Annotated in this window: 18 protein-coding genes and 2 tRNA genes; 9 read left to right on the top strand and 11 right to left on the bottom strand. The window is 60.5% G+C overall.

Annotated elements, in window-relative coordinates:
- Positions 1-51 precede the first annotated feature (51 nt).
- Positions 52-540, top strand: coding sequence for a phage protein NinX family protein (locus tag AC57B6_RS02440; RefSeq protein ID WP_028200152.1), 489 nt, complete (start codon positions 52-54; stop codon positions 538-540).
- A gap of 112 nt (positions 541-652) precedes the next feature.
- Here the strand turns inward: AC57B6_RS02440 and AC57B6_RS02435 are convergent.
- Positions 653-729 (bottom strand) — tRNA-Arg (locus tag AC57B6_RS02435).
- A 120-nt stretch (positions 730-849) separates the two neighbouring features.
- Here AC57B6_RS02435 and greB point away from each other — a divergent pair.
- Positions 850-1,419: a transcription elongation factor GreB gene (gene greB, locus AC57B6_RS02430; protein ID WP_028200151.1), complete on the top strand. Its 570-nt coding sequence runs from the start codon at positions 850-852 to the stop codon at positions 1,417-1,419.
- Between the two features lie 72 nt (positions 1,420-1,491).
- Here the strand turns inward: greB and AC57B6_RS02425 are convergent, their stop codons facing one another.
- Complete coding sequence (locus AC57B6_RS02425; protein ID WP_028200150.1) at positions 1,492-2,640, bottom strand: porin; 1,149 nt, start codon at positions 2,638-2,640, stop codon at positions 1,492-1,494.
- A 535-nt stretch (positions 2,641-3,175) separates the two neighbouring features.
- A complete protein-coding gene (locus AC57B6_RS02420) occupies positions 3,176-3,433 on the bottom strand; it encodes a hypothetical protein (protein ID WP_106352547.1) in 258 nt (85 codons plus the stop codon).
- 440 nt (positions 3,434-3,873) lie between these two features.
- Between AC57B6_RS02420 and AC57B6_RS02415 the strand changes: the two genes are divergently transcribed.
- Positions 3,874-4,077 carry a cold-shock protein gene (locus AC57B6_RS02415; protein ID WP_046570151.1) on the top strand — a complete coding sequence of 68 codons (204 nt, stop codon included), beginning with the start codon at positions 3,874-3,876 and terminating at the stop codon, positions 4,075-4,077.
- 368 nt (positions 4,078-4,445) lie between these two features.
- The gene (locus AC57B6_RS02410; RefSeq protein ID WP_046568008.1) at positions 4,446-5,600 is read left to right on the top strand and encodes an exonuclease domain-containing protein; all 1,155 of its coding nucleotides are present in this window, start codon (positions 4,446-4,448) and stop codon (positions 5,598-5,600) included.
- A gap of 119 nt (positions 5,601-5,719) precedes the next feature.
- Here the strand turns inward: AC57B6_RS02410 and AC57B6_RS02405 are convergent, their stop codons facing one another.
- The 3 genes from AC57B6_RS02405 to AC57B6_RS02395 form a co-directional block, all read right to left on the bottom strand.
- Positions 5,720-6,316: a chorismate mutase gene (locus AC57B6_RS02405; protein WP_496420637.1), complete on the bottom strand. Its 597-nt coding sequence runs from the start codon at positions 6,314-6,316 to the stop codon at positions 5,720-5,722.
- 337 nt (positions 6,317-6,653) lie between these two features.
- On the bottom strand, positions 6,654-6,803 hold the full coding sequence (locus AC57B6_RS02400; RefSeq protein WP_028200145.1) for a hypothetical protein: 150 nt from the start codon (positions 6,801-6,803) through the stop codon (positions 6,654-6,656).
- Positions 6,804-7,311: 508 nt separating this feature from the next.
- Positions 7,312-8,427, bottom strand: coding sequence for an aldo/keto reductase (locus AC57B6_RS02395; RefSeq protein WP_496420636.1), 1,116 nt, complete (start codon positions 8,425-8,427; stop codon positions 7,312-7,314).
- A gap of 128 nt (positions 8,428-8,555) precedes the next feature.
- On the opposite strand from AC57B6_RS02395, the gene AC57B6_RS02390 reads away from it, so the two are divergent.
- Positions 8,556-9,467: a LysR family transcriptional regulator gene (locus tag AC57B6_RS02390; protein WP_218623388.1), complete on the top strand. Its 912-nt coding sequence runs from the start codon at positions 8,556-8,558 to the stop codon at positions 9,465-9,467.
- A gap of 438 nt (positions 9,468-9,905) precedes the next feature.
- Here the strand turns inward: AC57B6_RS02390 and AC57B6_RS02385 are convergent.
- From AC57B6_RS02385 to pepN, 5 genes are all read right to left on the bottom strand, one after another.
- Positions 9,906-9,981: transfer RNA gene (locus tag AC57B6_RS02385), tRNA-Thr, on the bottom strand.
- Positions 9,982-10,036: 55 nt separating this feature from the next.
- A complete protein-coding gene (locus AC57B6_RS02380; RefSeq protein WP_028200141.1) occupies positions 10,037-11,053 on the bottom strand; it encodes a class 1 fructose-bisphosphatase in 1,017 nt (338 codons plus the stop codon).
- Positions 11,054-11,174: 121 nt separating this feature from the next.
- Complete coding sequence (locus AC57B6_RS02375) at positions 11,175-11,630, bottom strand: HigA family addiction module antitoxin (protein ID WP_106352548.1); 456 nt, start codon at positions 11,628-11,630, stop codon at positions 11,175-11,177.
- 16 nt (positions 11,631-11,646) lie between these two features.
- Complete coding sequence (locus AC57B6_RS02370; protein WP_496420635.1) at positions 11,647-11,928, bottom strand: type II toxin-antitoxin system RelE/ParE family toxin; 282 nt, start codon at positions 11,926-11,928, stop codon at positions 11,647-11,649.
- Between the two features lie 222 nt (positions 11,929-12,150).
- A complete protein-coding gene (gene pepN / locus AC57B6_RS02365) occupies positions 12,151-14,847 on the bottom strand; it encodes an aminopeptidase N (RefSeq protein WP_496420634.1) in 2,697 nt (898 codons plus the stop codon).
- 223 nt (positions 14,848-15,070) lie between these two features.
- Between pepN and AC57B6_RS02360 the strand changes: the two genes are divergently transcribed.
- The 4 genes from AC57B6_RS02360 to AC57B6_RS02345 all read left to right on the top strand — a co-directional run bounded on the left by AC57B6_RS02360 (position 15,071) and on the right by AC57B6_RS02345 (position 18,267).
- Positions 15,071-15,778, top strand: coding sequence for a DUF4136 domain-containing protein (locus tag AC57B6_RS02360; RefSeq protein ID WP_028200136.1), 708 nt, complete (start codon positions 15,071-15,073; stop codon positions 15,776-15,778).
- A gap of 693 nt (positions 15,779-16,471) precedes the next feature.
- Positions 16,472-17,215 (top strand): beta-ketoacyl synthase chain length factor, encoded by a 744-nt coding sequence (locus AC57B6_RS02355; RefSeq protein ID WP_046568019.1) that lies wholly within the window; start codon positions 16,472-16,474, stop codon positions 17,213-17,215.
- Positions 17,199-17,993, top strand: a complete 795-nt coding sequence (locus AC57B6_RS02350; RefSeq protein WP_028200134.1) for a lysophospholipid acyltransferase family protein — start codon at positions 17,199-17,201, stop codon at positions 17,991-17,993. Before AC57B6_RS02355 ends, AC57B6_RS02350 begins: the two co-directional genes overlap by 17 nt.
- Positions 17,968-18,267, top strand: coding sequence for a phosphopantetheine-binding protein (locus AC57B6_RS02345; protein WP_028200133.1), 300 nt, complete (start codon positions 17,968-17,970; stop codon positions 18,265-18,267). The genes AC57B6_RS02350 and AC57B6_RS02345 overlap by 26 nt, the downstream gene beginning before the upstream one ends.
- The last annotated feature ends 2 nt before the right edge of the window (positions 18,268-18,269 follow it).

The raw sequence follows: 18,269 nt of genomic DNA, 5'->3' as shown, positions 1-18,269 counted from the left end.
CGAACGCATCGGCCGTCGGTAAGTCTCATCTGTTCTTCAGGGAGAACCCTTATGAACGTAGCTGACCTCACCGGCGTGGCGCTCGACTATTGGGTCGCCCGCAGCCTGCACGACTTCGTGCGCGAAATCTACTTTACCGACAGCGGCGAAACGGTCTCGATTCGCGGCATTGACCGTGGCCGGTCATGGGACGGCCGTTTTACGCCGTCCAGGTCATGGGAAGCAGCCGCTGCGGTGCTGGAACGTACGCAACGGCTGGAGGTGCGTGAGCGGACCGATCGGGGTGCGGCGCATTGCATCGCGGAATTCGAGGGCGGCCATCGAACCGTGGAAGGGCGCGGAGACTCGCTGCAGATCGCGCTACTGCGGGCGTTCGTGGAAAGTCGCTTCGGCGATAGTGTGGGCGACGTGTTGCGCCAGGAGCAGGCGGTCACCGGCGAGCGTGCGCGGCCAATTGGCGAGGACACGGTGGGTAGTTCGTTTGAAGATATACCGACTCCCGATGGGCAGATCGGTGATATTCAGTCGGCGCCGCGATAGTTGCCGTGATGCTGGCCCGGGCGCAAAAGCAAAAGCCTGGCCGCGGGGCGTGACGATAGCAGAACCGGTCACGCAAAAACAAAGGGCCTTCCGATCGGAAGGCCCTTATAGGTGGTGCGGCTGGCAGGATTCGAACCCACGACCCCTTGGTTCGTAGCCAAGTACTCTATCCAACTGAGCTACAGCCGCACGCAGAAACGAGATTATAGCAAAGGTTTTGAAAAAGGGAAGCATGTAACTGCGATTTGTCTCATTGCCCTGATCGTGTACCCTTGATAGGCAGTCGTTTGCTGCGGTTACCGGATCATCATGAACAAGGCCTTTGTCAAAGAGTCGAGTGAAGAGAATGACGACGACCTCGACGTCGCGCAGCCCGAAATCCCACCGGGTACGAAAAACTACATCACGCCCGCCGGCTACCGGCGCATGCGTGATGAACTGCTACATCTGATCGATGTCGAGCGGCCGGAGGTGGTCAGACTGGTGTCGTGGGCGGCCTCGAACGGCGACCGCTCGGAGAACGGCGATTACATCTACGGCAAACGTCGTCTGCGAGAGATCGATCGGCGGATCCGCTTTCTGACCAAGCGACTCGATATTGCCGAAGTAGTCGATAGCAGCAAGCAGGAAAACGTCGATCAGGTTTTCTTCGGCGCGACCGTCGAATATGCAACGGAAGACGGCGAGGTGCATACCGTGACGATCGTCGGTGTCGACGAGGTCGACCTGGACGTTGGCCACGTGAGCTGGATTTCGCCGATCGCGCGGGCGCTGCTCAAGGCAAAGATCGGCGATACGGTGACCTTGTACACCCCGGCCGGCCCCCAGTCCATCGACATTCTGGACGTTAAGTATCCGCCGCCCGATACCGCTGGCTAAGCGAACTTTCGTGGCGACATAAAAAAGGCGCCGCGAACGGCGCCTTGGATACTGCGGCGATTGCCGACCGCTTTAGAAGCGGTGACGCAGACCTGCGGTCACGGCGACCTGCTTGTTGTTGCCAGAAGCGGCCAGCCCGTTGATGTCGGCGTCGACAACAGCGTTCTCGTTGACTTGCTGGTATTCGCCTTGCAGATAGACGTCCGTGCGCTTGGAGAGCGCGTACGCCGTTTGCAGGTTGAACTGGTTCCAGTGCGGGCGTGTGCCGGCAAGGCTTGCTCGGGTGTACGTGTACGAACCGGCGATGCTCACTGCCGGCGTCAGCGCGTAGCGAGCGTTAGCTTCGAAGTTCTGGAAGTGAGCGCTGCTGCCACCGAAGCCGCCGATACCACCGGTTTGACCCGACGCGCCGGCGCCGATGCCAGCCAGACCCGACAGGTTCGTTTGCGAGTACACGAGACCGACGGTAGCCGGGCCGAATGCATAGTTAGCACCCGCGCCCCAGGTTTGTTGGCGGCCCGCGAAGAACGTGTTGTCGCTCGAAACCGCGCCGCCCGAATTGAATGCTGCCGCTGCGCCAGTCGCGCCATTGCTGTTGAGTTGCAAGTAAGCAGCAGCGATATTCAGGCCGCCCCAGTTGTACGAAGCGCCCGCACTGTAAGCGCGGTTGTTGGCGAAGCCGTCAGCCTGGTTCGAGAAACCGTACATGCCGCCGAACTTGAAGCCGCCGTAGTTCACGCTCTGGTACTTGACCGAGTTGTTGACGCGGAACGAGTTGTTGAGGTTGTCGTTATCGAACGGGTGGGCGAACTGCGTGCCGCCATATTGCGTGCCGGTAAGCGCCAGCGGACCCACGTAGTCGACCATGCTGTCGTATTGACGACCGAGGGTGACGGAGCCGAACTGATCGCTGGACAGGCCGACGAACGCTTGACGGCCAAATTCGCGGCCGCCTTGTTTCAGCGTGCCGTCATTGATGCCGAAGCCGTTTTCCAACGTGAAGATGGCCTTCAGACCGCCGCCAAGATCTTCTGCGCCACGCAAGCCCCAACGGCTGCCGTTCACCGAACCGCTGGTTTCTTGCCAGTTGCTGTGGCCGTGCTGGTTATTCGTATAAGTGATGCCGGCGTCGATCAAGCCATACAGCGTGACGCTGCTCTGGGCATGTGCTGCCGTTGCAAAAACGCCCGTGAGGGCCGCGACCATGAGTGTCTTCTTCATCTTGTAACTCCGTGAGCTAGAGTGGGCTTTTTGAACCCAGGCTTAGGGAGACCTTCACGCGGGCGCAGCGAGAGGCGAAATCCGCATGAGAAACGCGTTGTACTCCAAACGCGCCGGTTTCCGGTTAGGCAGAGTGTAAAGAGACGCTCACAAAAGCGCGCATTCCGAATTTCGCAATAAAGTATTACTGGATGTGAAATGATGGACGAATTCCGCTTAAGCCTTACTGATAAAGGCTTTCAGCGCTATTGATGGGGAGTGGGAAGCGAATTGACGGCGTTGCGTTGTTCATTTGCGACAGTAATCGATGCAAAAAAACAACGCGATAAATCATACAAAAAAGGATTGTTGTTGCTATGGAAACAGATGGTTGTTAATTATGCGAATAATCGATTGCGTTTAAACCGCTATACTGAAAGTTCTGCTTTCCGAAGCAGACTTTTTCGTTGACGAAAAAGATCTCCAAACCTTTGTCGGCGCGACTTCCCAGTCGCGCTTTTTTTTTGCTCGCTGGTTATGGCTTCGCGGGCGCCAGTCAGTGTGCTGGCGCGGCGTTGTCTACTTCGCTCCAGTCGGTCAAGGTTGAGATGCTCCAGTCTTCCATCACGTAGCGGCGTGCGTCCATGGGTGACGACAGCAAGTTTTGCCAATGGTCCCCATGCCACATCGGATCAAATTCGAACACTGAAGGTGACGTGGCGGCCGGTTCAGACTGAACGGGAACCGTGCTGGCGCGCGGCTGATGCGGGTGGGTGAGCCAGGTAATAAGGCGGCGGAATTCATTGAACAGCATAGTAATCTCCCCTGAAGCGAATTACTTCTCGCTACTGATTTCCATCATGCGGCGATGAGTGCAGCGCAACAACTCGGATAAACACTTACCAGAAACATGTCTTGTTACATATTTTCATTGGTGGGAGAAGTTTTTGCCGACATTGCCAGTATCTGGCACCGATTAAGTAATATTGACTTGAAAGATTGTCCGGTTTTCGCTGACTATGCTGCTGTGATTTTGATTCATCCGGCATTGCATTATCGTGACCTGTACTAAGGGCATATGAAAAATTCGCTTGACGGTAATTCTTCGTTCCCCGTATAACGGCAATGCTGAATTTCAATCGCCGGATCTGATTGTGCAGGCCTTCTGAAATGTTCTGTCGCGGACGTAATGGCAATGAAGTGCGGCTTGAGGGCAACGTGCCCATTTTGATAAACGTAGAGGGAAACTGGAATATGGAAACTGGTATCGTCAAATGGTTCAACGATGCTAAAGGCTTTGGCTTCATTACATCGGATGCGGGTGGCGAAGACCTGTTCGCGCACTTTTCGGAGATCCGCTCCGAAGGTTTCAAGTCGCTGAAGGAGAATCAGCGCGTTTCCTTCGAGGTTAAGGCGGGCCCGAAGGGCAAGCAGGCGGCGAACATCCAGCCGCTGTAAATCGCGCGCGGCTTTGCGCGTGCCTCAGGGCAGTGTGATCCCAGTCGTCCCAAAAGCCTTCGCCAGATGCGAAGGCTCTTTTACTTCCGTTCATTATACCGACGTGCCTGATTTTATTAACTATCTGGTTCGTATTAAATATATGAGGCTATACGGGCGGTAAAGTGGCGTCTCCCGAAGTTTCAGGCCGGAGTTTCAAGCCGGAGTCATAAAAATATAATAATGCGCAGCGCTGAGCGGGTCAGGGATCGTGCGAAATGCAGTCTTTGCAACGCGTGGCACCCAAGGCAAAGCAATACGGGGTGGGTGCGAGGCGGCTAACTGGTGCATACTTGCCGCAAAGCCACGCGTCCAAAGTATCCTTTTCCATGTCTGAACAGTTTGTGCCAGAGTCGGCTCTGGCTATGCCGATCGTCTTCGTCGACCTTGAAACCACCGGTGGCTCGACCAGCGAACATCGCATCACCGAAGTTGGGGTGGTTGAAATAGGGCCGGCCGGCGTATCGCGTTGGAGCAGCCTGGTCGACCCCCAGCAACCGATTCCCTCTTTCATTCAGCAACTGACCGGCATCACGAACGCGATGGTGCGAGGTGCGCCGACGTTCGATGCCATCGCCCCGGTTCTATTCGAACGCCTGAATGGCAAACTTTTCGTAGCGCACAACGCGAGTTTCGACCGCGGCTTTCTGCGCGGAGAGTTTCGCCGGGCCGGCCTGGCGTTCGATCCGGATGTGCTGTGCACGGTGCGGCTGTCGCGCGCATTGTTTCCGGCGGAAAAACGCCATGGACTCGACGCGCTGGTGGAGCGTCATGGCCTCGTTCCGTCCGATCGTCACCGCGCGCTGGCCGACGCCGATCTGATCTGGCAGTTCTGGCAGCGTCTGCACGGCGGTCTCGTGCCATTAGAGGTTTTGCAAGCGCAGATCGAACGCACCACACGGCGCTACCGGCTTGCGGGCGACATCACCGAAGACCTGCTCGATACTGCACCGGCGGGGTGCGGCGTGTATGCCTTCTATGGAGAAGACGACCTCCCGCTGTATGTCGGGCGAAGCGTACGCGTGCGTCAGCGGCTACGCTCACATCTGACGGGCGAGCGACGTTCGTCGAAGGACATGCGGCTCGCGCAGCAAGTGCGGCGGGTCGAATGGCGTGCGACAGGCGGTGAACTGGGCGCCATGCTCGCGGAGGCGCAGTTGATCGCCACACTGCGTCCCGGCCATAACCGCGTGCCGCGCGTCACGAAGAGCGATCCGGTGGATGCGCCCTGGCCGTTCGAAGGTCCGGTCGTATTTGAGGAGCGTGAAGAAGCGTCGCACGCACGCGCTTTTCACGTTGTCGACCGGTGGCATTACCTCGGGCATGCGCCCTCGCTCGCGCAGGCGGCGACACTGCATGCATCGAGCGTGACTGGCCCCTTCGAGTTGTCGACCTATCGGCTTCTGCAAAGTCATCTTGCGCGCGGCTTGCGTGTGATGCCGTTGAGCGTTTCGAACGGCATACCGGTGGCGACTCTGGCTTAAGGCAGGGTTTCCCAAGCGGTGTCCCCTTTGCTTGATACGGGCGCAATCCGCCTGTAGGGCGGTGGCCGAATGTGAGTTACTTGAGGCCCCGATCCGGCCGCGCAGACCGCACAGAGCGACTAGCCCGTCGCACCGACTCCACCTGTTTCGCACACATGGCCGAGCGCGCGCGTCAACGCGCTCGAGCGGGTCGAGTCGTAGCGCGTCAGCGATTTCCAGTTGGCGAGCGACTGTGCCACGCGCGACGGACAATCCTGCGCCGTGCGCAGCGGCTGCACGCGCGCGAGTCCGGCCACGAGTGACTGCGTCGACCGGTCCAACTGCGGCCTTGTGCTGGTGGCCAGGTCGGGCGCGGGACCTTCGGGCGGGCGCGTGCTACGCCAGTTGGCAAACAGCGCGTTCTGCACGTCCTTGCTGGCGTCGATCTGATCCTGGAAGAAGGCGCGCGCAAACGCCGGATCGACGTTCGCCGCGACGGCACGCTTTTCGACGTCGGCGAGCAGCGCGTTCTCGCGTGGCGTATCCGTAATCGGTTGATGGTTCGCCCACTTCCAGCGTGCCACCGGTTCCGCGAGCGCGAGACGCTGCGATGCCAGGGCGATCAAGCTGGTCAGCGCGGTGTCGTCGCCATCCGCAACGGCGGGAGTGGGCACCAGCGCGATTGCGGTGAATAAAGCGAGCGCACATGACGCTCCAAAGCGATACGAGCGATTCATCGAAGAGGGGAGTGACCGGATGGCCGCAGAAGAAAAACCAGAAGAATAGACGATGCGCCGATCAAATGGGCTTAAGCGGGATTAGGTAGGTAGGCCGGGCGGGCTCAGGCTGACGTGCCGATCGATTGCAACAAACGACCAGCAAGCGACCAGCTATTCAAAGACGCCCGTCAGAGACGTGCGCTAACAAGGCGCCAGACCACATGTGCCAGGCGCCGCGATCAGGCAGGCGTACCCCGCGCCGCGCAAGCGGCAACAGACAATCGTAGGGGCGCGATCAAACCGTCACCGCGCGCCGAACGCGCGGACGCAGATGCTGCATCGCTGCACAGCCCAATTACTTCGAGTCGCACGACTTACGTTGTTCGTCGAAAAATGCGCGAACGTGCTCAGGCAGTTCGGCACCCAAAAACTCGACGCCAGCGGGTTCCGGATCCGGGCTAAAGACTTTATCCGGGGTCGGAATCTTCGGTGGTTTGGCATCCATGATCTTTCTCCTTTACAAACCGATTATCTGCCTCGGTCCCCGTTTTACACCAGCGTCTGATGCGGCTCAGATGTTTGTGTTGCTTTAACGGTACAGGCCGCCACGGGAGCGGAATGTTTGAATAGAATTTATCGGTTGACTGCATCCGGCTGAATTCGCCGCCGTCAAACAACGCAGTCCAATATCTCTGCCGTTCCTTCCTCAGCCTTGCCCCGCGCGCCTTCCGCTCATTATCTTCAATGCATCACAGTATGGTCTGTTCAACTGTAAGCATATGAACAAATGGCAGTGCTTTTTGTGCACTGCCGCATTGGAAGGATTTTCTCTGCGTTAGGCCGAACGTTCGTTAATTACCGATTCGTTCAGTGCGGTCATTCAGCCCCTCATTTGTTGGTAAACGAACGATTGCCCGAATTCGTTGACGATCGGGAGTGTTTTTCAGGTTATTTTTCGCAAATAAAAAGGCGCCGCGTCCTCGAAGAAGCGCGGCGCCTGCATCGGATGATTTTTACGCTGTCGGCGCTGGAATTTTCACAGGTGCTGAGTAGGCTGCGGATTTGTCGGCGACTTCGACCTGCCCGTGAATCCGCGCCTGATGGCCGTCCGCAAACATGTAGTACGGGAACGGACGGGCAGGCTCCGAAACGGCATCGAGCCGTGCGGCCAATTCCGGCGCGAGCGTGAAATCGAGCGAGCCAAGCGACTCTTGCAACTGTTCCGGCCGGGTCGCGCCGACAATGATGCTCGACACGCCGCGCTTCTGATGCAGCCAGTTCAGCGCGACTTGAGCCATCGGCCGTCCTGCCAGATTCGCAACGGCCTCGAGTTCCGCAACGATGCGAAAGTTGCGCTCGGTCAGCTTGTCGAATCCCGGCGGCGGTGCGCTCGCGAGGCTCGCAAGACGCCCGTCGCCGGAAATGGCGTTTGCCGCTCCGCTTTGCGACGGACGATATTTGCCCGACAGCATCCCCATGCCTAGCGGACTCCACGGCACGAGACCCATGCCGAGATTGGCGGCGAGATCCGCGAACTCGTTTTCGGCGTTGCGTTCGATCATCGAGTACTCGAGTTGCATGGCCGCGACGGGTTCGAAACCGCGCCAGTCAGCCAACGTCTGCGCGCGTCCGGCGAACCACGCGGGCGTATCCGACAGGCCGACGTAGCGGATCTTGCCCGCGCGCACTGCGTCGTCCATCGCGCGCATCACTTCGTCGACCGGGGTGACGCGGTCCCACGTGTGCAGGTAGTACAGGTCGATGTAGTCGGTGCCCAGGCGCTTGAGCGAGCCCTCGAGCGCACGCAGCAGATTCTTCCGGTGGTTGCCGCCCGCGTTTGGATTGCCGGTCTCGGCGTTGTAGCCGTACTTGGTGGCGATCACCAGCCGGTCGCGCAGACCGCGCGCCGCGACGAATTTGCCCAGCCATTTTTCGCTTGTGCCTTCGGTGTACAGATCGGCGGTATCGATGAAGTTGCCGCCGGCATCCACATACAGGTCAAACAGGCGTTGCGCCGATTGTTCCTCTGCGCCCCAACCCCATTCGGTGCCGAAGGTCATCGTGCCGAGTGCGATCGGGCTTACGCGAAGGCCCGCGCGGCCGAGCAGGTTGTAGCGGTCCATCGTCATGTCAGTCTCCTTGAGTGATCAGGCGGGAAGAGTTGAATCGATGGAGTAATCGTGCGCCGATTTTTTACTTGGAAAAATGACCTCTGTCTGCAAGCATTGTGAAGTGCGGCTTAATAGTGGAGATCGAGATGGATCCAGCCCAGTTGCCGGCCTTGATGGCGTTTGTGTGCGTGGCGCGTCACGGCAACTTTACGCGCGCGGCTGCTGAATCCGGGGTGACGGCGTCGGCGCTGTCGCAAAGCATTCGCTCGCTCGAGACGCAGCTAAATGTGCGCCTCTTCAACCGGACCACCCGGCGTGTCGCCTTGACTGAGGCGGGCGCACAATTCCTCGCTCGTGTGCTGCCTGCGTTGGGTGAGCTGGAAGCCGCTTTTGAGGCGCTCGATGAAACCCGCGATCAGCCTGCCGGTACGTTGCGCATTAATTTGCCGAGGGTCGCGAGCGAGATGCTGGTGCTGCCGCATCTGGCTGAGTTCACACAACGTTATCCGCAGATCCGCCTCGACCTGACACTCGACGATGGTTTCGCCGACATGGTCGGCGAAGGCTTCGACGCGGGCATCCGACTCGGAGAACGGGTCGCGCAGGACATGGTAGCGGTGCCGCTGGGCGGCGCTATCCGCATTGCCGTTGCTGGCTCACCGGCTTACTTCGAGCGCTACCCGGCACCGGCGACGCCGGCCGATCTCGCGGCTCATGATTGTCTGCGCTACCGCTTCTCGACCAGCGGCGGTATTTATCGATGGGAGTTCGCGCCGCCCGACGATTCGTCGCGCGTGTTCGAAGTCGAGACGCGCGGGAGTCTGGTCACTAACGATCTGCGTACGATGGTGAGGGCGGCAGAGCAGGGCGTGGGCCTCCTTCATGTGATCGACGACTACGTGAAGGAGCAACTCGCGGATGGTCGTCTGGTGAGGGTGCTGGACGCATGGTGTCCAAGCTTCCCGGGTTTTTATCTGTACACGGCGAGCCGCGTGCAGATGCCCTTCAAATTGCGCGCGCTGATCGATTTCCTGAAGGAGAAGCGCGAGTTTCAATAGAGATTCCGCGCCATTTTAGTAGCGAATTGCGCCATTGGCCGGTGAGGGCGCGCCGCGCCGCCTATGGTTGTGGCAGCGATCCACGGCGTTCGGTGCGCTGGCTAACGGACGCACTGGGCCTCGCGCGGAAGATGGCTGTCTTCGCCCCTCAGAGAGTTCACCATGGAAAACGCTGTCTACTGGCAAGGACGCCAGGTCGGAATCGAGTGTGCCGGCCGGATCTCGTGGTTTCCGTCAGCGCCGCAGGAAGCGGTGTTGGCGTATGACACGAAGCCGGCTGAGAACCTGATCGTTGCAGATGCAGTGGTCGCTCGCAATCTTGGCATGACTGCGCGATGCGACCGATGGGACTTTGGCGGGTAGACTCCGCGAATCTCGCAAAGCCGCGACAGAAAAAAAAGCCCGGTCACGAGGACTGGGCTTTTTGCTTGAATCTTGTGGTGCCGGAAAGAGGAATCGAACCCCCGACCTTCGCATTACGAATGCGCTGCTCTACCGTCTGAGCTATTCCGGCATCAGGAGAAACGAGATTATAGGGACTCTTTTACGAACTTGGCAAGCCCCTGCGATTACTTTTTTGCTTCCAGATGGTAACGGGTGACGCGGTCGACTTCGTTCTTCGAGCCGAGGAATACCGCCACACGCTCGTGCAGGCTCTTCGGCTGGATGTCCAGAATGCGCTTCTCGCCGTTGGTCGCGGCGCCGCCCGCCTGCTCGACGATGAATGCCATCGGGTTCGCTTCGTACATCAGGCGCAGCTTGCCCGGCTTGTCCGGCGTGCGCTTGTCGGCCGGGTACATGAAGATGCCGCCGCGGTTCAGGATACGGTGCACATCGGCCACCATCGACGCGATCCAGCGCATGTTGAAGTCGCTCTGGCGCGGACCTTCCTTACCCGCCTTCAACTCGCCGATGTATTTCTCGACCGGCGGGTACCAGTGGCGCTCGTTCGATGCGTTGATCGCGTATTCACGCGTCTCGACCGGAATGCGCATATCGCTTTGCGTGAGCACCCACGAACCCAGCTCGCGGTCGAGCGTGAAACAGTTCACGCCGTTGCCGGTGGTCAGCACCAGCACCGTTTGCGGGCCGTAAACCGCATAGCCTGCCGCGACCTGCTGCGTGCCGGGTTGCAGGAACGACTGTTCGGTGGGTTGCTGGCCGTCCGGGCAGCGCAGCACCGAGAAGATCGTGCCAATCGACACGTTGACGTCGATGTTCGACGAGCCGTCGAGCGGATCGAACACCAGCAGGTATTCGCCCTTCGGGTAGTTGGCCGGGATCGGGAAGAACTGTTCCATTTCCTCGGACGCCATGCCCGCGAGGTTGCCGCCCCATTCATTCGCTTCGAGCAGGATTTCGTTCGACAGGATGTCGAGCTTCTTCTGCACCTCGCCCTGAACATTCTCGCTGCCAGCCGTGCCGAGTGCGTCGCCCAGCGCGCCCTTGCTGACGTGGTAGCTGATCGCCTTGCATGCGCGCGCGACGACTTCGATCAGAAGGCGCAGGTCGGCCGGCAGGTTGTTGGTCTCGCGCTGCTGCTCGATCAGGTACTTTGTGAGAGTGGTACGACGTTGCAAAGCCATTGCTGTACTCCGGGAAGGCTTGAGGAATGTCTCGATTTTAACCGCTCGCCGTGTCGGTTCCGTGCTTTTGAGGTGCAAGAACCGGCGACGGTGCTACCGGACCCTGCAAAGGCCCGTGAATTCACGCTTTGCGGCGAGCCTTGATGGCCGTGACATTGCCTGTGAGGCTCGCCGCAAGCGCCGCCGCCCGGGCGTGTTCGGCCGAGACTTTCGGCAGTTTCGGCCGGTTCGCCCTGGGCATCGGCTCGATCTCGCGTTCGATCTGCTCGCCGGCCGCGGCGGTGGCGACGCGCAGGTCGTAAGCGATCTGCAGATTTAGCCAGAACTGCGCACTCGCGCCAAAGTAGCGTTCGAGCCGCAGTGCGGTGTCAGCCGAGATGGCGCGTTTACCGCGCACGATGTCGTTGATGCGCGGCGCCGGTACTCGCAGCGCAAGTGCGAGCGCATTGACGGACATGCCGAGCGGCTCGAGGAACTCGCTGCGCAGAATCTCCCCCGGGTGAGTCTCCGGGATGCTTTCTCCCGTGCCGATGTCGGAGAAGTCGATACTGCCCAGATCGGAGCGTTTGATGACCATGGTGGTCTCCCAATAATCAGTGATAGTCGACAATTTCGACATTCAGCGCCTCCCCGTCGACAAAATGAAAACAGATGCGCCACTGCGCTTTGATGCGAATGCTCCACTGCCCGCTGCGCTGGCCTTGCAAGGCTTCGAGCCGGTTGCCCGGCGGCGCATGCAGGCTGCGGATAGACTCCGCGGCGTCGATCATCAGCAGCTTGCGGCGTGCGAGCGCCTGCATGTAGAGCGGCAGTGAATGCACGAACTTGCCGTGGAAGATTGCTGCCGTAGCCTTATCGCCGAATGTCGTGATCATGGGATGATATAACGCGGTGCGTTAAACGTAAACCGTTAAATGAATGCGTTTACTTTCACCCTGCCGAGCCGATACGAATAGTCGTCCAGACGGCTAACGTCGAGCACTGCAATGCCGCGCCACGGCGCAAATTCAAGACGAAAAAAAGCCGGCAACACGTGCCGGCTTTTTGCTGCGGGAAGCGTCTTCAGAAGCGCGTTCAGCAGCGCCGTCAGATAAGCCTCATGCCAACGCTTTCTCCACGATCTCGCGCACGTCGCGCGACTTCGCCTGCGACGCCACTTTCTCCAGCGCCGCGCGCATGCCGTCGCGCAGCGTCGGCGTGAAGCGGCGCCACAGTTCCAGCGAACGGGCGAGGCGGGCGGCCACTTGCGGATTGATGGCGTCGAGCGCGATCACCTGGTCGGCCCAGAACGCGTAGCCCGAGCCGTCTTCGGCGTGGAACTGCGCCGGGTTTGCCGCACAGAAGCTGAAAATCAGCGAACGCGCGCGGTTCGGGTTCTTCAGGTTGAACGCCGGGTGCGTCATCAGCTTGCGCACGGTCTCGATCACCGGACGCTGCGCGCTGCCGCGCTGCGTGGCTTGCAAGGCGAACCACTTGTCGATGACGAGCGGCTCCTTTTCGAAGCGCCGGTAGAAGTCGTCCAGCGCTTCCTGCGCCTGAACGCTGCCGCCATTCGCGGCCGATGCATTGAGCAACGCGGACAGCGCCGCAGAGCGGTCGGTCATGTTGTTGGCGGTGTCGTATTGCGCGGACGCGAGACGCACGGCTTCAGCCGGATCGTCCAGTTCCGCCAGATACGACAAGGCAAGATTCTTCAGCGCGCGATGACCGGAAGCCTCCGGCGTGGCTTCGTACGCGCCCGGCGTGCGGTGCTTGTCGTACAGCGCAAGCCAGTCTTTCCTGAGCGCATTCGCGAGGCGCTTGCGCACGAATTGCCGCGCGGCGTGCACGGCAGCCGGGTTCGATTCGGCCATCTGCTCAGCCAGATAGGCTTCCGACGGCAGCATCAACGCCAGCTCGCGGAAAGCGGGCGAGAGCGTTTCGTCGGTCAGCACACGGGCGAACGCGTCGACAACCGAGTCGTCGAGTTGCAGGGGCACGCCGGTGGCGGCGCGCCCGGCGAGCGTCAGCAACTCGCGGGTGGCGAGCCGCTGGCCGGCTTCCCAGCGGTTGAACGGATCGCTGTCGTGTGCGAGCAGGAACGCGAGCTGTTCGGCTGAATAGTCGTATTCGACAATCACCGGCGCCGAGAAATTGCGCAGCAACGAGGGCAGCGGTTCCTGCGCGACGTTGACGAACGTGAAGGTCTGCTCGGTCTGCGTGAATTCCAGTACGCGCGTGGTGGCGTCCGAAGCTTTGCTTTCGCCTTCCAGTTGCAGCGGCAGGTCGTGGCCGTCGTTGCCGATCAAACCGATCGCGAACGGAATCAGCAACGGCCCCTTTTGTGTTTCACGCGCGGCCGGCGCTGCGTCGCCATAAGATTGCGTGAGCGTCACGCTGTAGCGCTGTTGCGCGGCGTCGTACCGGGTGCGAACCGAGACGCGCGGCGTGCCGGCCTGGCTGTACCAGCGCTCGAATTGCGCGAGATCGCGGCCGTTCGCGTCGGCGAGCGCGTGACGGAAATCGTCGCACGTTACCGCCTGGCCGTCATGACGCTTGAAGTACAGGTCCATGCCCTTGCGGAAGCCGTCGCGGCCGAACAGCGTCTGATACATCCGCACGACTTCGGAGCCTTTTTCGTAGACCGTCATCGTGTAGAAATTGTTGATCTCGACGTAGCTTTCCGGGCGCACCGGGTGCGCCATCGGACCCGCGTCTTCTGCAAACTGCATCTGGCGCAGCACGCGCACGTCTTCGATGCGTTTGGTGGCGCGTGCGGCTTCATCGGTCGCGCCGCCTGCCATGTCAGCCGAGAATTCCTGATCGCGGAACACCGTCAGGCCTTCTTTCAGGCTCAACTGGAACCAGTCGCGGCACGTCACGCGGTTGCCGGTCCAGTTGTGGAAGTACTCGTGACCGACCACCGCCTCGATGTTCGCGAAGTCGGTGTCGGTTGCCGTTTCGGGGTTCGCCAGCACGTACTTCGTGTTGAAGATGTTGAGCCCTTTGTTCTCCATTGCGCCCATGTTGAAGTCGCTCACCGCGACGATCATGAAGCGGTCCAGATCCAGTTCCAGCCCGAAACGCTGCTCGTCCCAGCGGATCGAGTTGATCAGCGAATCCATGGCGTGACGCGTCTTGTCCAGATCGTGCGGTTCGACCCACACCTGCAGCAGCTTTTCCTTGCCCGAGCCGCTCGTCACACGTTCTTCGAGCGCGACCAGCTTGCCCGCGACCAGCGCGAATAGATAACTCGGCTTCCTGAACGGGTCTTCCCAGCGGGCGAAATGGCGGCCGTCCGGCAGATCGCCTTCTTCGAGCAGATTGCCGTTCGACAGCAGCACCGGATAGTCGGCCTTGCTGGCGCGCAGCGTGACCGTGAAGGTCGCCATCACGTCGGGGCGGTCGAGGAAATAGGTGATGCGGCGAAAACCCTCGGCCTCGCACTGCGTGAAGAAGTTGCCGCCCGACACATACAGGCCCGACAGCGTGGTGTTTTCCGCCGGATTGCAGATGCTGGTGAGCGTGAGTTCGAAGTTATCCGGCACGTTCTCGAGCGTGAGGCCGTGCTCGTGCGCATGCGCGTTGGCAAACGCGGCGCCGTTCATCTCGGCGCTGACGAACTCGAGTTGTTCGCCCATCAGTTCGAGATTCGAAGCGCGGGACGCGTCCGGGTTGCGGCGCACCCGCATCGTGTTCCTGACGACGGTGCGTTCGGGGACCAGATCGAACTCCAGCGCGACGGTGTCGATCAGGAAGGCGGGCGGCGCGTAGTCGGCGCGGCGAATCACATTGGGCGTTGCGGTATCGGCCATGGCGTTCTGTAGTGATGGGACTCGAGCCGTCACGCGTGCTCATGGCGCGCGAGCCGGGCTTGTCGAGCCATTGTACAAAGGCTCGGCCGATCGTGCGGCTCGAACTTTTTACCGAATCGCCAGGTCAGCGTATTATCGGACGCCCGCGCGGCAACGGCTGCGCGCCAACGAACCCGATCAGGACTGGCAAGGACTGGCAATAACAGGCAACACGAGGTAGACCATGAAAACCAATCGATGGACCCGCCATGCCGCGCTGCTGCTGGGCGCGCTGACGGTGCTGCTATCCGGCTGCACGAGCTACGTGACCTCCCAGGTCACGGCGTTTTCCGACTGGAGCGGCAGCGACGCCACCCGTACGTATGCCTTCACGCGGCCGGCGGATCAGAAGAGCAACCTCGAACTCACTACTTACGAACGTATCGTCGGCAACGAACTCGCCACGCACGCATTCCGTCAGGTCGACGCTTCAGCGGCGCGCTACCTGGTGGGGCTGTCGTATGGGATTCGTTCGGACATGGTGACAGTCGCCCAGCCGGTGTATTACAGCCCGTGGCCGTCGCCGTACTGGGGCCGGCCGTTCGATCCGTGGGGCCCGTGGGGTCCATGGGGACCGTATCCGACGGCATACGTGAACCAGAGCTACCCGATTTTCACGCATCTGCTCGGCGTGCGGATCACTGAGCGTGCTAGCGGCAAGGAGGTCTATAACGTGACGGCGCGTAGCTCCGACGACGAGTCGTCGCTGGTAAGAGCTATGCCTTATCTGGCGCGCAGCGCGCTGGCCGATTTCCCGCTCGGCAATGGGGTGGTCCGTACGGTGAAGATTCCCGTCGACAAGAATGGCGGGATCTCGAACGAGGCCGCTACGACGAGCGCCTCACCGGCGGCAGCACCGGCAGCGGCATCGGGCGCGAAGGTCGTGCAGTAAGCGCAAGCGACGGGTCGATACATCGAACGGCCTGGATTGCGACGCAGTAGAAAAAACGGCCCGGCAGGTTGTTCCCGCCGGGCCGTTTGCTTTGTAAGCCCGCGCGTGTCTGATCGGGCGAAAGCCGATAGCAATAGGCACGACCTTGCAAAAATGGCTGCACGGTAAGCATTCGTAAGTCGTGAGTATGATTGACCGATTGCGCTGAGGCATTGAAGTGTTCCGAAACGAAACACGAATTTTCGAAAGTTAGTTGAAAGTTTCGACATCTATTGGTGTTGTGCCGATCGAGACCGCTCACCGCGAGCCGGTCTGCGAAGCTCGCGGCAAGTGGCTTTGCGGGCCGGTGGCCGGTTGTGCAAGGGCCGCCAGGCTTGCCTCCATGAGTTTGTCCAGCGATCCGTCGCACCTGCGACACGGATACAGATAGATACGTCTTTTGTGGCTGATTTAATCCACAATATTCAGTATGATTCCGCCGACCGTAGGGCGCCTGAGCCAATCCGCAGATTAATTGTCAAAAGGCACCTAAATAATCGGGGCCACGTGCCGTTAAATCGCTGAACCCATATAACAAGATTGGATTGACCCCCGGCTGGAGATTGTGGTTCCGCGCGGCGCGCACACGCTGTGACGGTTGCATATTCCGTCAGTGGCCCTCAGCCCTCATCGCTTTTACGCGCGAACACCGATATGCCCGATCTGCACTGGACCATTCCGGTCGCTCGCTGGTCTAGCTGGCCTGCTGCCGCTTCTGTCGCACCCGATATCGGCTTTATCGAGCCGATTGTGCGGCGTCGTCTGAGCACACTGTCCAAGGCTGCCCTGAAGGTTGCACACGATTGCGTGGCGCAAGACGAGGCGCGGGTCGTGTTTGCTTCACGCCACGGCGAATTGCGGCGCACAACGGACATTCTGCGCCAGATCAGCGCCGGCGAACCGGTCTCGCCGACCGCCTTCAGTCTGTCGGTGCTGAACGCCATGACCGGCGTGTTCGGTATCGCGCGCGACGATCGCTCCGCCGCCAGCGCGATTTCGGCTGGCGCTCAGACGCTCGGTTATGCGCTGCTGGAAGCGTATGCGCAGTACGCAACGCAACCCGGCTCGCCGGTGCTGCTGGTATACGCCGACGAGCCCGCCGATCCGGCATACGGCACGATTGAAGACGAAGTGCAGGGCGGCGCGGTCGCGATCCTGCTGAACGGCGAAGCGGCGGCGGGGCAGTTGGCCTGCACGTTGTCCGGCGCGGGTGAGCGGGCGGCTGGCGAGGCTGCAGAGACCGTGCAACTGGCAAACCCCGCAAGCGAAGCAGGCGCGGAGGAAAGTTTCGCGACCCAGAGCCAGGCGCTGCTGCACTGTCTGGAAACCGGCAAGCCTGTCGTCTGGCAAGGCGCCGGCGCCACCTGGCATTGGAGGTGGCATGAACAGGCGGCTTGATTATGTTTGGCGGTTCTGCGCGACAGGCATGGCCTTCGTCGTGTTTGGCGTCTGCGGCCTGCTGTTTTCGGTGCTGGTGTTCCCGCTCGCGTGGCTATGGCCGCACCGGGCCTCGCGCCAGCTTGCAGTGACAACGGTGATCCACTGGTTCTTCCGCGCACTGGTCGCGGTATTGCGGTGCATCGGCGTGATGGAGCTCGAGGTGTCGGGCGCGCAGGCATTGCGCGCGGGCGCTCCGGCAATCGTAGTCGCGAACCACCCGACCTACCTCGACGTGATGGTGCTGCTGTCGCTCACGCCGCGGGCCTGTTGCGTGGTGAAAAACGCGCACTGGGGCAACCCGTGTTTCTGGGGAATCGTCCGTTCGGCGGAGTATGTGAGCAATGCCGATCCCTCGGAACTCGTCGAAGCCGGCGCGCGGCAGCTCGCAGCAGGCTACACGATGATCATTTTTCCCGAAGGCACGCGCAGCCCGGCGCCGAACCGGCTGCACGCGTTTTCACGCGGTTTCGCGCACATGGCGTTGAAGGTCGGTGCGCCGATCGTGCCGGTTCTGATGGATTGCGATCCGCCGGCATTCACCAAGCAGATGCGCTGGTACGACGTGCCGGCGCGCGCGTTCCGGATACGCGTGAACGTGCTCGAGCCGTTCGGCGTCGAGCAACTTGCGGACCATGACACCTCACCGTCTCTCGCGGCGCGCAGCGTAACCAGCGCCATCGAAGCACATATCACCCAGCACCTGTTCGATTATGGATTCTTTAAAACTGGAAATTAAACAGCTCCTGATCGAAGCCCTCGATCTGGAGGACCTGAGCCCGGCCGATATCGACGACGATGCGCCGTTGTTCGATACCGACGGCATCGGTCTCGATTCGATCGACGCGCTCGAAATCGGCATCGTGCTGCGCAAACAATACCAACTGACCATCGCAGCGAACGACGAACGCACCCGCGAACACTTCCGCTCGATCAGCACGCTGGCCGCGCTGGTCGCGAGTCAACGCGAAACAGTCGACGCTGTGAACGAAACCACGAAAAAAGGGGATTAATC

The sequence above is a fragment of the Paraburkholderia sp. BGA-UO-ETr-F12 genome, from assembly GCF_059567945.1.
The sequence above is the reverse complement of the archived record's forward strand: the minus strand, read 5'-3'. Positions and strand labels throughout refer to the sequence as shown.

Bases quoted from the DNA above. Each gene is read 5' to 3' on its own strand.
- AC57B6_RS02440 (WP_028200152.1), top strand. From the start codon at position 52: ATGAACGTAGCTGACCTCACCGGCGTGGCGCTCGACTATTGGGTCGCC.
- greB (WP_028200151.1), top strand. From the start codon at position 850: ATGAACAAGGCCTTTGTCAAAGAGTCGAGTGAAGAGAATGACGACGAC.
- AC57B6_RS02425 (WP_028200150.1), bottom strand. From the start codon at position 2,640: ATGAAGAAGACACTCATGGTCGCGGCCCTCACGGGCGTTTTTGCAACG.
- AC57B6_RS02420 (WP_106352547.1), bottom strand. From the start codon at position 3,433: ATGCTGTTCAATGAATTCCGCCGCCTTATTACCTGGCTCACCCACCCG.
- AC57B6_RS02415 (WP_046570151.1), top strand. From the start codon at position 3,874: ATGGAAACTGGTATCGTCAAATGGTTCAACGATGCTAAAGGCTTTGGC.
- AC57B6_RS02410 (WP_046568008.1), top strand. From the start codon at position 4,446: ATGTCTGAACAGTTTGTGCCAGAGTCGGCTCTGGCTATGCCGATCGTC.
- AC57B6_RS02405 (WP_496420637.1), bottom strand. From the start codon at position 6,316: ATGAATCGCTCGTATCGCTTTGGAGCGTCATGTGCGCTCGCTTTATTC.
- AC57B6_RS02400 (WP_028200145.1), bottom strand. From the start codon at position 6,803: ATGGATGCCAAACCACCGAAGATTCCGACCCCGGATAAAGTCTTTAGC.
- AC57B6_RS02395 (WP_496420636.1), bottom strand. From the start codon at position 8,427: ATGACGATGGACCGCTACAACCTGCTCGGCCGCGCGGGCCTTCGCGTA.
- AC57B6_RS02390 (WP_218623388.1), top strand. From the start codon at position 8,556: ATGGATCCAGCCCAGTTGCCGGCCTTGATGGCGTTTGTGTGCGTGGCG.
- AC57B6_RS02380 (WP_028200141.1), bottom strand. From the start codon at position 11,053: ATGGCTTTGCAACGTCGTACCACTCTCACAAAGTACCTGATCGAGCAG.
- AC57B6_RS02375 (WP_106352548.1), bottom strand. From the start codon at position 11,630: ATGGTCATCAAACGCTCCGATCTGGGCAGTATCGACTTCTCCGACATC.
- AC57B6_RS02370 (WP_496420635.1), bottom strand. From the start codon at position 11,928: ATGATCACGACATTCGGCGATAAGGCTACGGCAGCAATCTTCCACGGC.
- pepN (WP_496420634.1), bottom strand. From the start codon at position 14,847: ATGGCCGATACCGCAACGCCCAATGTGATTCGCCGCGCCGACTACGCG.
- AC57B6_RS02360 (WP_028200136.1), top strand. From the start codon at position 15,071: ATGAAAACCAATCGATGGACCCGCCATGCCGCGCTGCTGCTGGGCGCG.
- AC57B6_RS02355 (WP_046568019.1), top strand. From the start codon at position 16,472: ATGCCCGATCTGCACTGGACCATTCCGGTCGCTCGCTGGTCTAGCTGG.
- AC57B6_RS02350 (WP_028200134.1), top strand. From the start codon at position 17,199: ATGAACAGGCGGCTTGATTATGTTTGGCGGTTCTGCGCGACAGGCATG.
- AC57B6_RS02345 (WP_028200133.1), top strand. From the start codon at position 17,968: ATGGATTCTTTAAAACTGGAAATTAAACAGCTCCTGATCGAAGCCCTC.